8 protein-coding genes are annotated in these 15,091 nt (G+C 73.4%); 4 read left to right on the top strand and 4 right to left on the bottom strand.

Annotation, left to right across the window (positions count from 1 at the left end; genetic code table 11):
- Positions 1–122: 122 nt before the first annotated feature.
- From VKK44_RS10135 to VKK44_RS10150, 4 genes are read left to right on the top strand one after another with little or no spacing between them, the layout of a single operon-like run.
- Positions 123–3,662: an amino acid adenylation domain-containing protein gene (locus tag VKK44_RS10135; protein ID WP_343447736.1), complete on the top strand. Its 3,540-nt coding sequence runs from the start codon at positions 123–125 to the stop codon at positions 3,660–3,662.
- Entirely contained in the window at positions 3,659–6,610 is a 2,952-nt protein-coding gene (locus VKK44_RS10140) for a type I polyketide synthase (RefSeq protein ID WP_343446620.1), read from the top strand. The genes VKK44_RS10135 and VKK44_RS10140 overlap by 4 nt, the downstream gene beginning before the upstream one ends.
- The gene (locus VKK44_RS10145) at positions 6,607–7,368 is read left to right on the top strand and encodes a hypothetical protein (RefSeq protein ID WP_343446621.1); all 762 of its coding nucleotides are present in this window, start codon (positions 6,607–6,609) and stop codon (positions 7,366–7,368) included. The genes VKK44_RS10140 and VKK44_RS10145 overlap by 4 nt, the downstream gene beginning before the upstream one ends.
- The gene (locus VKK44_RS10150; RefSeq protein ID WP_343446622.1) at positions 7,365–8,912 is read left to right on the top strand and encodes an amino acid adenylation domain-containing protein; all 1,548 of its coding nucleotides are present in this window, start codon (positions 7,365–7,367) and stop codon (positions 8,910–8,912) included. The genes VKK44_RS10145 and VKK44_RS10150 overlap by 4 nt, the downstream gene beginning before the upstream one ends.
- Here the strand turns inward: VKK44_RS10150 and VKK44_RS10155 are convergent.
- Genes VKK44_RS10155 through VKK44_RS10170 form a run of 4 tightly spaced genes read right to left on the bottom strand, consistent with a single transcriptional unit; the run spans position 8,877 to position 15,084 of the window.
- Complete coding sequence (locus tag VKK44_RS10155; RefSeq protein ID WP_343446623.1) at positions 8,877–10,178, bottom strand: hypothetical protein; 1,302 nt, start codon at positions 10,176–10,178, stop codon at positions 8,877–8,879. The two genes, VKK44_RS10150 and VKK44_RS10155, sit on opposite strands and share 36 nt — an antisense overlap.
- Positions 10,163–11,962, bottom strand: a complete 1,800-nt coding sequence (locus VKK44_RS10160; protein WP_343446624.1) for an anthranilate synthase family protein — start codon at positions 11,960–11,962, stop codon at positions 10,163–10,165. Before VKK44_RS10160 ends, VKK44_RS10155 begins: the two co-directional genes overlap by 16 nt.
- Positions 11,952–13,748 carry a carbamoyltransferase family protein gene (locus VKK44_RS10165; protein ID WP_343446625.1) on the bottom strand — a complete coding sequence of 599 codons (1,797 nt, stop codon included), beginning with the start codon at positions 13,746–13,748 and terminating at the stop codon, positions 11,952–11,954. The genes VKK44_RS10160 and VKK44_RS10165 overlap by 11 nt, the downstream gene beginning before the upstream one ends.
- A 13-nt stretch (positions 13,749–13,761) precedes the next feature.
- Complete coding sequence (locus VKK44_RS10170; RefSeq protein ID WP_343446626.1) at positions 13,762–15,084, bottom strand: chorismate-binding protein; 1,323 nt, start codon at positions 15,082–15,084, stop codon at positions 13,762–13,764.
- Positions 15,085–15,091: the final 7 nt, after the last annotated feature.

Below are 15,091 nucleotides of genomic sequence, written 5' to 3' on the forward strand. Positions count from 1 at the left end.
CGCCTCCGGCGTCGGACAGAGTGGACCGCGGTGACGCCATGCCGTTCCCCCGTTTGAGCTGCGTGATCCGCGTGCGAGAGGGCGAATCCCGGCTGCTTGATCTTTGTGTCCACGGGGACGGGATGCCTGCACGCGCATTGACGCGAGCGATTCTAACAGCACCACCGTCACGGGCCTCGGCACTGACCGTCGTGGATTGCTCGGTGCCACCGCCGCGTGCTACGGTCCGCTGCGGGCCTCCCACGGGAGGGCCGCGCTCGCGCAGGCGTCGTCAAAACGGGGGTTCTGACGTCTTGGAAAATGCATTTTCCCCTGCCCTCCTTCAGCTCTCCCGCGACGTTCTCGACATTTCCGAGAATCGGTTTCCCGCTGATTCCACGGAATCCTTCGCCGCATTGGGCGGCACGTCGCTGCGGGCGATGCGGCTGGTCGCCCGGGCCGAGCGTGAGCTCGGTCTGCGGATCGACCTCGCCGACCTGTTGCGTCCCGGGCCGCTCACCTCGGCGCTGCGCCGGAGCGGGCCGCTGGAGCGTGCTGAGCGCCGGGAGCGCCCGGTGGCGGACCGGCGTCCCCTCCTGCCGGCGCAGCACGCGATGCTGGTGCACGAGCAGCAGTGGCCGGGCACCGGTTACCGCCTGCTGTTCAGCCTCCGCTGTCCGGGGCCTGCCCGCGCCCGGCACCTGCGCGACTGCCTGGACGCGTTGACCGCCCGACACGAGACCCTGCGCACCGTGTTCGACGCCGACACCGACCAACCCGGGCGCCGCGTCCTGCGCCGGTGGCGTCCGGTGCTGCGGGAGCAGGGGCGCTACACCCCCGGCGGCGACCCGGTCGCCGCCGCCCACGCCCACCTCGCCGAGCTGGCGCCCGGACTGGACCCGTTCCGCCGGCCACCCGCCGAGTGGCTGCTGACCGAGCTGCCCGGGGACGAGAGCCACGTCGTCTCGCTGCTGGCCCACCACGCCCTGCTCGACGGCTGGGCGGTCGGGCTGCTCCTGCGGGAACTGGCCGTGGCGTACCTCGGCGGCACCATGCCGCCGGCCGGGCCGGGCGTCCCCCCGGACGTCCTGCTCGGGTGCCCCGCGCTCCCGGACGGGCTGCTCAGGCACCGTGCCGACCAGTTGGCCGGGGCGCCGCAGGTGGTGGAGCTGCCCGGCCGGCCCGGCGCCACCCACCGGCCGGGGCGTCCGGGCTCGCGGTTGACCTTCACGCTCGGGCCCGGGGCCACCGCCGCGTGCGACGACCTGGCGCGCGACGCCGGTGTGACCCGTCCCGCGGTGCTGCTGGCCGCGTGGGCGCTGGTGACGGCCCGCCGGTGCGGGGTCGACGACCTGCTCGTCGGGGTGCCGGCCGCCGGGCGCCCGACCGCCGAGCTGGGCGAGATGGTCGGGCTCGCGACCCGCGTCGTGCCGGTGCGCTGCCGGTGGGACGACGAGGCGCCCGCGAGTGCGCTGAGCCCCGCCGTGGCCGACGCCCTCGCCGACGCGGTCGCCGCCGCCGAGCTGCCGTTCGAGGCGCTCGTGTCGGAGCTGGGCGCCGCCGGGGCGATCGACCGTAACCCGCTGGTCCAGATCGGGTTCGCCGCCCACGACGAGCTGATCCCCACCGCGCTGCCGGGACCGGACGGGACGGCGACCGTCCACGAGGGCCACGACGGGGGCTCGGTCTTCGACGCGATGCTCTACCTCCAGGCGTGGGGGGAGCGCCCCCGCTTCGCGCTGGAGCACCGGCTGGCGGCGCTCTCCCCGGCCGGCGCGGCGGAGCTGGCCGAGGCGTTCGAGGCGACCCTGGTGGCGCTGGCGCGCGCCCGTGACCTGCCGCTACGGACGGTCCGGGGGATGTCCGAGCGGCAGCGGGCCCGGCTCGACGACTGGGGCCGTGGACCGGACGCCGACCCGGGGACCGGGTTGTGGCAGGCGTTCTCGGAACAGGCCCGCCGGCGGCCCGGGGCGGTCGCCGTGCGCGGCCCCGAGGGCAGCACCACGTACGCCGAACTGCTCGACCTCGCCGAGCGGCTCTCGGCCGACCTCGCGGAGGCCGGGGTGACGGCCGGTTCGACGGTGGTGGTGGCGGCTCCGGCCTCCACCACCGAGGTGGTGGCCGTGCTGGCGACGCTGCGGCTGGGGGCGGCGTACGTCGGCGTCGACGCCGATGCCCCGGACGAACGGGTGGCGGCGCAGCTCGCCCGGTGCCGCCCGGCCGCCGTCGTGGGTGACCCGCGGATCGCCCGACTCGCCCCGGGGGTCGGCACGGCTCTCACCGGGCGACCCGGGCCCGCCGGCGCCACCCCGCCCGGCGCCGCGCCGGCCGATCCGCAGCGGGTCGCCTACCTGGCGTTCACCTCCGGGTCCACGGGCGAGCCCAAGGCTGCTCGGATCACCCACGCCGCGGTGCTGCGGCTCGTGCACGACCGCCACGTGTTCCCGCACGAGCCGGGTGACGGGTTCCTGCGGCTCGCGCCGCTGGCCTTCGACGCGTCCACGATGGAGCTGTTCGTCCCGCTGCTCACCGGCGGTCGGGTCGAGATCTTTCCGGGTCCGGTTCCCCACCCCGGCGAACTGGCCCGCTTCCTCGCCGAGCGTGACGTCGCCACCGCCTGGCTCACCGCCGGCCTGTTCCGGGTGCTCGCCGACTACGACCCGGCGGCGTTCGGCGGGCTCCGGCAGCTGCTCGCCGGTGGCGACGTGGTCCCGGCCGGTCAGGTCGCGGCCGTGCTGCGGGCCTGCCCGGGTCTGCGGGTCACCAACGGTTACGGCCCCACCGAGAACACCGTCTTCACCACCGTGCACCACGTCGACGACCCGTGCGAGCTGGAGGACGACGTCCCGATCGGTCGGCCCGTCCGTGGCACCGGCGTCGTGGTCGTCGACGAGGACGGCGAGCTGCTGCCGCCCGGCGCGGTGGGCGAGCTGTGCGCCGTCGGCACCGGCCTGGCGGTGGACTATCTCGACGATCCGCAGCGGACCGGGGAGGCGTTCCGGCGGCTCGGCGACGGCACCCGCGCCTACCGGACCGGCGATCTGGTGCGCTGGGACGAGCAGGGGCGACTGCGTTTCCTGGGCCGCCGCGACCGGCAGATCAAACTGGACGGACACCGGGTCGAGCAGGACGAGGTGGCCCACCGGCTGTCGGCGCACCCGCGGGTGACCGACGTGGCCGTCGTGGTCGCCGGTGACGCCGAGAACGGCCGCTTCCTGGTGGCGGCGCTGGTCGCCCCGCCGGAGGCCGGCCTCGTCGAGGAGGTGCGCGCGCTGGCGTCGCGGAGCCTCCCGGCGTACGCGGTGCCGAAACGCTGGGTGGTGCTCGACGCCCTTCCCCTCACCGCCAACGGCAAGGTCGACACCCGGAGCATCCTGCGCCGGGTCGAAGAGGGGCCGATTCCGGCGGCCCCGGCACCGCCCCGCACGCCGGCGGCGGATCTCGAAGCGCTGATCGCCGAGGTCTGGGCCACCGTGCTCGGCGACGACGACTTCGACTTCGACGAGTCGTTCTTCGAGGTGGGCGGCGACTCGTTGCAGTTGGCCAAGGTGCACCGACTGCTGCGGGACCGACTGCCCGACCGGTCGATCGTCCTGCTGGACCTCTACCGGCACCCCACCGTGGACGCGCTCGCCGGGTGGCTGCGCGGTGCGGGGCCGGCGACCGCGGGGGTGACCCGATGAGCGTCGGACGCGAGCCGGTCGCCGTGGTGGGAGTCGCCGGCCGCTTTCCGGGCGTCACCGGGCTCGACGAACTGTGGGACGCGTTGGTCGACGGTCGGGAGCTGCTCACCCGGTTCACGCCGGAGCAGCTCGCCGCCGCCGGCGTCACCGAGCAGGAGCGGGGCGACGCGGACTACGTGCCCGTGCGCGGCGTGCTCGACGGCATCGAGGAGTTCGACGCCGCCTTCTTCGGTCTCCCACCCCGGGAGGCGATGATCACCGACCCCCAGCACCGGCTGCTGCTGGAGTGCGCGTGGGAGGCTCTCGAGTACGCGGGCCACCCGCCCAGCCGGGAGCCGGGCCGGATCGGCGTCTTCGTGGGCACCGGCGTCAACACCTACCTGGCGAACCATCTGCTCGGGCGGCCGGAGCTGCTCGCCGAGCTGGGCGCGCTCCCGACGATCATCGGCAACGAGAAGGATCACGCCGCGACGCGGATCGCGTACCGTCTCGGGCTGCGCGGTGCGGCGATCGGCGTCCAGACGGCCTGCTCGACCTCGCTCGTCGCGGTGCACCTCGCCTGCGAGAGCCTGTACAGCGGGGACACGGACCTGGCCCTCGCCGGGGGCGCCACGGTCAGCACCCCGCAGCAGCGCGGCTACCGCTACGAACCGCACGGCATCGGCGCGCCGGACGGGCACTGCCGGGCCTTCTCCCACAGCGCCGCCGGGACGGTGGCCGGCAACGGCGCCGGGATCGTCGTGCTGCGACGCCTCTCCGACGCGCTGGCCGACGGCGATCCGATCCTGGGGCTGGTGCTCGGCTCCGCGGTCAACAACGACGGGGCGGCGAAGGTGGGCTACACCGCGCCCTCGGTCGCCGGTCAGGCCGAGGTGATCGGCATGGCCTGGGCCCGGGCCGGCCTCGACCCGACGAGCGTCGACGTGGTGGAGGCACACGGCACGGGCACCGAGATGGGCGACGCCATCGAGGTCGCCGGGCTCGGTGAGGCACTGGGCCGGGACGGGCCGGCGGGCGGACGCCTGCTGGGGTCGGTGAAGCCGAACCTCGGCCACCTCGACGCGGCTGCGGGAATCACCGGGATGATCAAGATGCTGCTCGCCCTGCGCCACGGGGTCGTGCCGCCCACCGTGAACCACGACCGGCCGCATCCCGACATCCCGTTCGCCGAGGCCGGCCTGCGCGTCAACACGACGGCCGAGCCCTGGCCCGCGCGGGGCGGGCCGCGCCGGGGTTGCGTCAGCTCGTTCGGCATCGGCGGCACCAACGCCCACGTGATCCTCCAGGAGGCGCCACCGCACCCGGTCCCGTCGAGGGCGGCGACCGAAGCCGATCTCGTGGTGGTGAGCGGGCGCACCCCGCAGGCGGTACGGGCGGCGGCGCGGCGGCTCGCCGACCACCTGGCGAAGGCGCCCGGATGGGAACTCGCCGACGTCGCGCACACCAGCCGCGTCGGCCGTACCGCCTGGCCGGTCCGACGGGCGATCGTCGCCGCCGACCGCGCCGACCTGCTGCGGCAGCTCGACACCGGGTCGGAGCCCGTCGTCGTGCCCCGCCGGGCGACGCTCACGTTCGCGTTCCCCGGGCAGGGCAGTCAGTTCCCCGGCATGGCCGCCGACCTGCACGCCAGGCTGCCCGGCGTCCGCGAGCGGCTCGACGCGGGCCTGGACGCCCTGCCCGCGGGCAGCGCCGACCCGGTACGCGCCGCGCTCCTGGACCCGTACGCCGCGGCGCAGTCGGCCCGTCCCTCGATCACCCAGCCCGCCCTCTTCCTGGTGGAGTACGCCCTCGGCGCCCAACTCCTCGACTGGGGTCTGCGACCGCAGCGGATGATCGGGCACAGCGTCGGGGAGTACGCCGCATTCTGCCTGGCTGGTGGCCTGCGGCTGGCCGACGCGCTGGCGCTGCTCGTGGCACGCGGACGGCTGGTGGAGCGCACCCCGCCCGGCCGGATGGCCGCCGTGCTGGCCGGGCGGGACCGGGTGGCCGCGCTGCTGCCACCCGACGTGCAGGTGGCCGCCGACAACGCTCCCGGCGTCACCGTGGTCTCCGGCCCGCCGGCCGGGGTACGGGAGCTGACCGACAGGTGCGCCACCGCCGGCATCCGGGTACGCCCGGTGCCGGCCGCGCACGGCTTCCACTCGGGCCTGCTCGACCCGGTCCTCGACGACTTCCGGGCGGCCGTCGGCGCGGTGCCGCACCACCCGGTCTCCACCACCGTCCTCTGTGGCCTGACCGGCGAGCCGGTTGTCGAGGGCGCGACCCGCCCGGCCGAGCATTGGGTGCGGCAGTTGCGCGAGCCGGTACGGTTCCGGGAGGCGACTGCCGAGCTGCTCACCACGCGCCACCCGGTCGTCCTCGAGGTCGGGCCGGGCCGGGCGCTGACCGCGCTGGTCCGGGCGGCCGGCGGCGGGCGCGTCCCGGTGGCGCCCACGATGCCGGCCGAGCCCGGCTCCGCCGCGTTGCCGACGCTGCTGCGGGCTCTCGCGACGGCGTGGACCTGCGGCGTCGAGCCGGACTGGGCCGCGTTCCGGCTCGACCCGGCCGCCCGGCGGGTGCCGCTGCCGACGTACCCCTTCGAACGGGTCCGGCACTGGGTCGACATCTCCGCACCGGCGGCGGTGGCGGAGGACGGGCCGGCGGCCCCCGGGACGCCCGCCGTTCCCGACGAACCCGAGACGCCCGCCGTCGCCGTGGAACGGGAGATCATCGCGGCGTGGCGGGACCTGCTCGGGGCGACCGACGTCGTACCCGATTCCGACTTCTTCGCGTTGGGCGGGGAGTCGCTGGTCGCCGTGCGGATGCTCAGCCGGCTGCGACAGCGGTGCGGTGTTCGGGTACCGCTGCGGATCCTGGCGCAGGACCCTACCGTGCGCGGGCTGACGCGGGCGGCGCTCGACCGCCTGCCGGACCCGGGTGAACTGGCGACACAGGGGGAGAGACAGTGACCGCATCGGCGCCTGCCCTGCAAGTCCTCGCGGACGGTCCGGGCGCACCGCTCGTCATCATCGATTTCATCCGCATCTCCGCCGGCGCCGGGCTCGGTGAGCTGCTCGCGTCGGCGCCCGGTGGCCGGCCCGTGTACCGCGCCGACCCGGTCGAGACGCTCCTGGGCGCCGACGGGTTCCGCCGCACCACCGACCTCGCCGAGGAGTACGCCGCGGCCGTGCGTCGGCTGCCGTCACGCCCGGCCCTGATCGTGGGCTACTGCAGCGCCACGCCGACGGCCATCCGCACCGCCGAGCTGACCGGTGTGCCGCTCGCCCTGGTCGAGCCCACCTGGCAGGACCGGGCCGCCGTGGAGCACGACTTCCGCGCCTTCCGCGCCACCCTGCGCGAGGGCGAGCCGGCCGCCGTGCCGCTCGACGCCGACCCGGCCCGGGCCCTCTGCGTGATCACGAGCACGCTCGTCGGCGACCTCGACGCGTTCGCCGCGGCGTACGACCTGCCTGACGACGAACGTCAGGACACCCGCGAGCAGCTCGTCGACCGGTACGTGGCCTGGCTGCACGTGTTGCTCTCGGCGTCCGCCGACCCGGTGCCGCCCCGGCCCGCCGACGTGGTGCTGGCCAGCCGGGAGTACGCGGGCGAGCACCCGGGTGTCGAGACGCTCCGGCTCGACCTGTCCGCCGACGAGGTGCCGACCGCGCCGGCGACCCGGGCCGCCCTGCTCGCGCTGACCGAACCGACGGCGGTGGCCCGGTGACGGGGTTCCTGTCCGAGCTGGTGCTGGCGCAGGCTGCCCGGACCCCCGGGTCGTGTGCCGTGGTGGACGAGCGGGAGTCGCTGACGTACGAGGAACTCGTCCGGCAGGCCGGCGTGGTGGCCGGACTGCTCACCGCGGCGGGGGTGGAGCCGGACGCCGTCGTGGCGGTCTGCGCCGAACGGTCGGTCCGCTTCCCGGTGCTGCTGCTCGGGGTGCTGCTCAGCGGTGCCGCGTACCTTCCCCTGGACCCGGGCGATCCCGCGCCCCGACTCGCCGGCATGCTGGACGACGCCGGCGTGGTCCTCGTGCTGACCGAGCCCGAGCTGAAGGCCGTGGCCGAGGCCGTCGCCGGGAGCCGTCCCGTGCTGGCCGTCTCGGCGGGCGAGCTGCGCGCGGGCGTCCCGGCTCCACCGGTGCCGCTCCGCTCGGACCTGGGGCTTGCCTATGTCCTGTACACCTCCGGCTCCACCGGGCGTCCCAAGGCCGTCGCCGTCCCGCACCGCGGCATCGTCAACCGGTTGCGGTGGATGCAGGACGAGTACGCCCTGACCAGCGCCGACTCCGTGCTCCAGAAGACGCCCGCCACGTTCGACGTGTCGGTGTGGGAGCTGTTCTGGCCGCTCGCGCAGGGCGCCCGTCTGGTGCTGGCCCGGCCCGGCGGGCAGCGCGACCCGGAATACCTGATGGCCGTCATGCGGCGGGAGCGGATCACCGTGGTCCACTTCGTGCCGTCCATGCTGGAGTCGGTCCTCGACGAGCCCGGCTGGGACGGGTGCGACGCGTTGCGGCTGGTCGTCTGTAGTGGTGAGGCGCTGCCGCCCGCCGCGGTGCGCCGATTCCGCGAACGGAGCCGGGCGCGGATCGACAACCTGTACGGGCCGACCGAGGCGTCGATCGACGTGACCTGGTGGCCGTGCCGCCCGGTGGAGGACGGTGACTCGGTACCGATCGGCCGGCCGATCGCTAACGTGGTGGTGCGGGTCCTCGACGCGGCCGGGAAGCCGGTGCCCGAGGGCGAGCCGGGGGAGCTCCACCTCGGCGGCGACCACGCCCTGGCGCGGGGATATCTCGGCCGGCCGGGCCTCACCGCGGAGCGGTTCGTGGCGGACCCCTGGGCCGACGGCGGCCGGTTGTACCGGACCGGCGATCTCGTGCGACGGCTGCCCGGCGGGGTGCTGGAGTTCCTCGGCCGGCTCGACCACCAGATCAAACTGCGCGGGCAGCGGATCGAGCCGGGTGAGATCGAGGAGACGCTGCGCCGGCACCCGGCCGTGAGCGGCGCCGTCGTCGTGCTGCGCCGGGACGAGGGACGCGCCGAACGCCTGGTCGGTTATGTGGTGGGGCCGCCGGACGGTCCCGGTGAGCGGGAGCTGCGGAACCACCTCGCCCAGCGGCTGCCCGCGTCGATGGTTCCGGCCCGGTTGGTGCGCCTGGACGCCTTCCCCCTCACCGCGAACGGCAAGCTGGATCGTCAGGCGCTGCCGGAACCACCACGACGCCGGCGTCGGTCAGCGCACGAACCCGATGTGGGCGGTGGCCATTAGCGAGCCGGGCTCGCAGAACGGCACCTGCTCGACGACCCGACCCTCGTCGAGGTCCACCACGAAGAGCGTCGAGGCGCCGGTCATGAAGACGTACCGGCCGGTGGGCTCGACCGCCAGGTAGAGCGGCGACTGGCTGTTCTTCGCGCAGATGAAGGGAGGCTGGACCGGCTCGTGCGCGAACAGCTCCACGTCGAACACCGTGGACATGTCGGCGGGGTCGAGGACGAACAGCCGGTTCGGGAAGCCGGTGACCGCGATCAGCTGGCGGCCGTCGCGGTGGAACAACTGCTGCGAGGTGATGCGCAGAAAGGTCGGCCCGGTGTGGGCCGCCTCCCGGACCGCCGCACCGTCCCGGTACCGCCACCGTTCGAGCACACCCGGCCCGTGCACGACGACGTTGTTCTGCCACTTGGAGATGTTGTTGCAGGAGACGTAGAAGACGTCCGGGTCGTCCAGGTCGACGTCGACGTGCGCGGAGCAGCTCGCGCCGGTGGTGTGCACCGAGGCGCGGGTCAGTTTCTCGTCGGCCACGACGAACCGGCCGGTGGGGAACTCGTTGGCGGCGTACCGCGTGACGTCGAACGTGCCGCCGTCGGTGCCCAGCACCCGGCCGTCGGAACCGCCCGGGCGCACCGACAGGTCCATGTCGACGCCGACCATGAACCCGTTCGGCGAGGTCTCCAGCTCGTGGATGGTGTCGCAGGCGAACCCGGGCAGGTCGCCCAGCCGGGTCGCTGCGCCGGTGCGCAGGTCGTAGCGCCAGGCGCTGCTGCGCAACTGTTGGTCCTGATCGTGGTAGCGGCGCAGGCGGTCCTCGGTGTCGGTCATCGCGAACGCGATCACGCCCGGCTCGACCTCGCACTTGGTGGAGCTCTGCATCGCGGCGAAGTCGAGTTCGGTCGCCGGCGGCCACAGGTGCGAGCCGCCGTCGCGGCCGAGCCGGCGCAGGTAGGGCGCCTGTTTGAAGGAGACGACCACCTCGCCGTCCGCCGTCTGCACGAAGCTGTGCGGGTGCAGGAAGTACGAGAGCAGATCCTCGAGCCGACCCAGCCCGTACGGCACCGGACCGTCGCCGAGCCGGTCCCGCAGCACCGCCAGTTGGCGGGCGCGCAGGTCACCGATGTCGATCGTGGTCTCCCGCACCGTGCGGGCGCCCAGGTCGACGAAGAGATACCGCTCGCGCGTGCCGTCCGTGGACAACCCGCAGACCAGAAGCGTCAGATCGCCGTAACCCGCCGACAACGGCAGATTCAGGTCAACAGCCACAACAGCGCCTCCCGGAGGATGGTGATGCAGTTGGTGGTGAGGACGGATTCGACATGGAACTGGAAGCTGGTGAAGCCTTCGGAGCGCAGCGCCACGACCCGGCCGTCGGGCTCCACGGCGATGGTCACCCCCGCCGGGGCCGCGGCCGGGGCGTCGGCGAAGAAGGTGTTGTAGAAGCCGACGGGCTCGGCCCGCCCGAACAGGTCGACCGTCTCCTGCACGCCCTGCAACGGCGGGTCCACCGGATGCACGGTCATGCCGAGCAGACGGCAGAGGATCTGGTGACCGAGGCAGACCGCGAGGAACGGCGTGCCGGCCGCCATCAGGTCGCCCACGATGCGGTGCAGTTGGGCGATCTTCGGGTCGTCCAACTGGTTCGGGTCGCCGGGCCCGGGCCCGACCAGCACCAGGTCGTAACCGGTCAGGCCGATGCCGGACTCCCGGTAGTCGCGCATGGTGACCTTGAGCCCGAGGTGCTCGAGGATGTGCTTGAGCATCTCGGTGAACTGGTCCTCGTTGTCGACGATCAGCACCGAGCGGCCGATGAGGGCCGGGGCGGCGTACCGGTCGTCGACCTGCCGGTTGATCCAGAAGCGCGACAGGTAACGGTTCCGGCTGCTGAGCACCTCCATGACCTTGTCGTCCACGAACCGGTCGAGGAAGGGGCCGGGCGGCTCCGCGGTGGTGATCGCCTTCAGCAGCCCCTCGGCCTTGGTGCGGACCTCACGGCACTCCTTCGCGGGCACGGAGTCGCGCACGACGCTGGCGCCGCTGCGGATCACGGCGTGGCCCTCGGCGTCCACCGCCATCGTCCGGATCGTGATGGCGCTGTCCAGCCACTCCTGGCCGTCGTCCTCGAGGCCGCGGATCATCAGGGCCGACGAGTAGTAGCCACGGGACTCGGACTCGTGCCGGTGGATGACCCGGGCGGCGTTCTCCAGCGGGCTGCCGACCATGGTGGCGGCGAACATCGACTCGCGGAACGCGTCGAGCGGACTCATGGTGGCGCTGCCCTCGAGCACGTACTCGGTGTGCACGAGCGCGCTCATCTCCTTCAGGTACGGCCCGTGCACGACGCCGCCCTCGCCGCAGATCCGCGACATCATCTTGAGCTCCTCGTCGACGACCTGGAAGAGCTCGTTCACCTCCTTGCGGTCGGAGAGGAACTCGATGAGGTCGGCCCGCTTCTGCAACGCCGCCCGCGGCAGCGTGCCGCAGATCGGGTTCATCGTGACCGTGCCGCGACGGTAGGTCAGGTGCCGCTCGGGGGAGGACCCGATGAAGTAGCGCTCCCCGTCGTAGAAGCAGAACGTCAGGTACGCCCCGATCTCGTTGCGGGCGAGCCGGGCGAAGATCGTGTGCGCGACCTCGGGCCCGAAGTCGCCGATGGTCACGTCGCAGCGCCGCGAGATGAGGAAGTTGGACCCCTCGCCGCGCTGGATCTCCTCCTTGATCACCCGGTCGATCCGCGCGGCGAACTCCTCGTCGCCGGGGGTGTGCACGGGGTCGGAGATCACCCGGACGTCGGCGTGCACGTCGGCGAACGACTCGAGCTCGACCTCACGGAACTCGCTGGGCACCAGCGAGATGAGGGGCTCGCCGTCGTCGTGGCAGACGTAGCCGCGCTCGCGCAGCTGCGCGTAGGGCACCATGGTCAGCACCGGGTGCGTGGCCGGGCGAGGCACCTCGGCGAGTGACCAGGACCGCACGGTCTCGCCGCGGGCGTAGTTGACCTTGCCCTCGGAATGAATGAGGCAATAAGGGCTGACAAAGTCAAGACTCACCGGAAGCCACCTTGCTGATCAGAAAGTGGTGTAGCACCAGGTAATCGATTTCCGTATCGAGGAAGCAGCCTAGCGCATCGGCCGGTGACCCGACGATTGGCTGCCCCGCGACGTTGAAGGATGTGTTGATCAGACACGGCACGCCGGTGACCTGCTCGAAGGCGCGCAGCAGGCCCACCAGCAGCGGATTGTCGGCCTCGTCGACGGTCTGGGCGCGAGCCGTGCCATCCACGTGGACGGCGCCCGGAACGAGCTTCCGGTATTCGGGTCGTACCGGGAAGACGAATGTCATGTAAGGCGAGGTCTTCTTCTTGCCCATTTCCAGGACCACCGGCGCGGAGGCCGCGGGCAGCACCGGCGCGAAGGGCCGGAACGGCTCCCGCCGCTTCACCCGGATGTTGATGACGTCCTGAATATCGGGAAAGGCGGGGTTGGCCAGGATGCTGCGATTGCCGAGGGCACGCGGGCCGTACTCGACGGCCCCCTGGAACCAGCCGATCACCACCGGGTCGACGAGCAGCTTGGCCACCTCGGTGAACAGCTCGTCCGCGGCCAGCTCACGCCACTCGACCCGGTCGCCCACCGCCGCGAGGGCGGCGCGGATGTCGTCGTCGGTGTAGCTCGGCCCCAGGTAGGGGGCGGGCGACGGGCGCACCGGGTGGCCCAGCTCCCGTGCCGCGTACACCGCCGCGCCGATCGTCACGCCGGGGTCGCTCGCGCCGAAGCTGACCGAGGCGTCCTCGAACCGGGAGCCCTCCAGCAGCTTGGTGTTGTTCACGCAGTTCAGCGCCAGGCCACCCTCGATGATCAGATGCCGCGCGGAGGTCCGCCGCTCGAGCACCGCCACCTGGTGCCGGGTGACCACCTCGACCGTGTCCTGGACCGCGCGGGCCACCCGGCACCGGAAGTCCCAGTCGGTGCGGTCGCCCGTGCATCCGAAGATCTCGTCGAAGAAGGGGTAGTACGCCTGGGTGTCCAGCAGCGGGTTGCCGACCCGCAGTCGATAGCCGCCGGAATCCTCCAGCGTGACCACCTCGCGCAGGAGCGGGTTGTCCGCCCCGAGCGGCGGATGGAAGCCGCTGAGCCCCATCACCTTGTACTCGTCGTTGTTCGGCATGAAGCCGAGATAGCGGGTGACCTTGCTGTAGAGCAGCGCCAGACTGTTGGCGATGTCGACGGTGGCGTCCGGCAGGATCGTCACCTCGCCGTCGCGGATCTCACCCATGATCGACGAGTAGCGCTCCGCGCGCCCGTCGCTGACCAGGAACGCGGCGTCCCGCCAGCCGGCCGTGTGGTAGCCGCACGTCAGGTGGGCGAGGTGGTGCGGGACGAGCCGGAGCCGGTCGGCCGGGATGGTGAAGCCGGTACGCGCCGCGAAGTCCGCCCGGATCGCCTCCGGCGTGAGCAGCGTCGTGCGCAGCTCCTCCAGCCGGGCCAGGCGGTCGGCCCGCTCCTGCTCGGAGGAGGCCGACCGGAGGACCCCGGCCCGCTCCGCCGCCCAGATCTCCGGGGTGAAACTCCACGGCAGGGCGAAGCAGTCCACGTCGGCCAGCTCGGCGCGAGCCTCATGCAGGGCCCAGCGCAGCGCGTTGACCGGCAGGTCCGACGTCTTCTTGACCCGGCTGAGCCGCTCCTCCTCCACGGCGGCGACCAGCTCGCCGTCGACCACCACGGCGACTGCCGCGTCGTGCCCCAGCACCCGGTGCCGGTCGCGGCCCGAGCGCCGGTACAGGCGACCGAACAACTCCGCGGACCGCGTGAAACCGTTGAACCCGACGACGATCATGCGCAACACCCCGCTATCGCAGATACCGCAGCTTGAGTTCCAACTCCGCCAGCTCCTGCGCGACGTCCGAGCCGGCGACCACGCCGCCGCCGCAGCGCAGCAGGACGTCCGGCCCGTCCCGCTCGGCGCAGGTGACGATCGTGTTGGAGGTCAACGCGTCGCGGGCCGCGTCGTAGAACCCCACCGCGCCCGCGAAGAACCCACGCGGCTCGCCCTCCAGGTCGGCCAGCACCTCCTGGGCGCGCAGCTTGGGCGCGCCCACCACCACCCCGCGCGGGAAACTCGCCAGCAGCACACCGCCGAGCCCGCGCGTCGTGTCGTACCCGCCGGAGACGTCGCTGGCGAGATACGTCGTGGGACCGATCACCAGCGGTTCGCACAGCCGGTCGACCACCACGGTGCCGGGCTCGCAGTACGAGCCGAGGTCGTTGCGTTCGAGGTCGACGAGCATGATGTGCTCGGCGAAGTACTTCGGGTCGTCGCGCAGCAGCGCGCCCCGATCCCGTCGTTCCCGCTCGTCTCGCGCTGCCGGCTGGGTGCCGGCGAAGACCCGGCTGCTCACCCGACCGTCGCGCGCCAGCACGTGCGGCAGGGAGCAGTTGCCGAACACCGTGGTCGCGTCCAGGTTGAACCAGTAGGAGTAGTCGGCCGTCGCGTACCGCGCGGCGACGTCGGCGTAGTAGCGCGGCAGCGGCGTGCGGGGGCGTACCCGCACCGGCACCGAGAGGACGACCTGGTAGACGTCGCCGGCCAGCAGATGGTCACGGGCCCGGGCGAGCTGGCCCGCGTACCGGACCGGATCGATGTCGGCCACGACGTCGGTCAGCGGCGCGGTGAGCGGCGGCGCGGTCCGGGCCGTGGTCCGGGCGCAGGCCGCCACCACGTCCGCCCGGTCCTCCGCGGCGCAGCTCAGGGTGCCGGTGGCCGGGTCGTGGACCACCGCGCGCCGCAGCGGCCCGGCGAAGCCGAGCAGCCGCCCCGGGGCCGTGGTCGGCGGCGGCCCGCCCGGGATGCCGGCCTCGGCCCGCAGCCGCAGCGACAGGTCGTAGGAGAAGGCGAACGCGACGTCGGCGCCCGGGCCGCGCCGGGCGTCGGCCAGCAGATGGTCGAGCAGGGCGGCGACGTCGCCGTCGAACCGCTCGCCGCCGCGCGCGATCCCGTCGGTCGTGACCCGCCACACGTCGGACAGGGACGCGAACAGGGTACGCCGCTCCCGCCCCGGCAGGCGGTAGCAGAACAGCGATCCGAAGCGCTCCGCCAACGGCTCGACGAGATCGTGCGGGTTCCCGGCGAAGGAGACGTGGGCGGACGTGGCGGTGGATGCGGGCGCCGACATCGACGCC

Source organism: Micromonospora sp. DSM 45708, from assembly GCF_039566955.1.
Taxonomy (GTDB): domain Bacteria; phylum Actinomycetota; class Actinomycetes; order Mycobacteriales; family Micromonosporaceae; genus Micromonospora.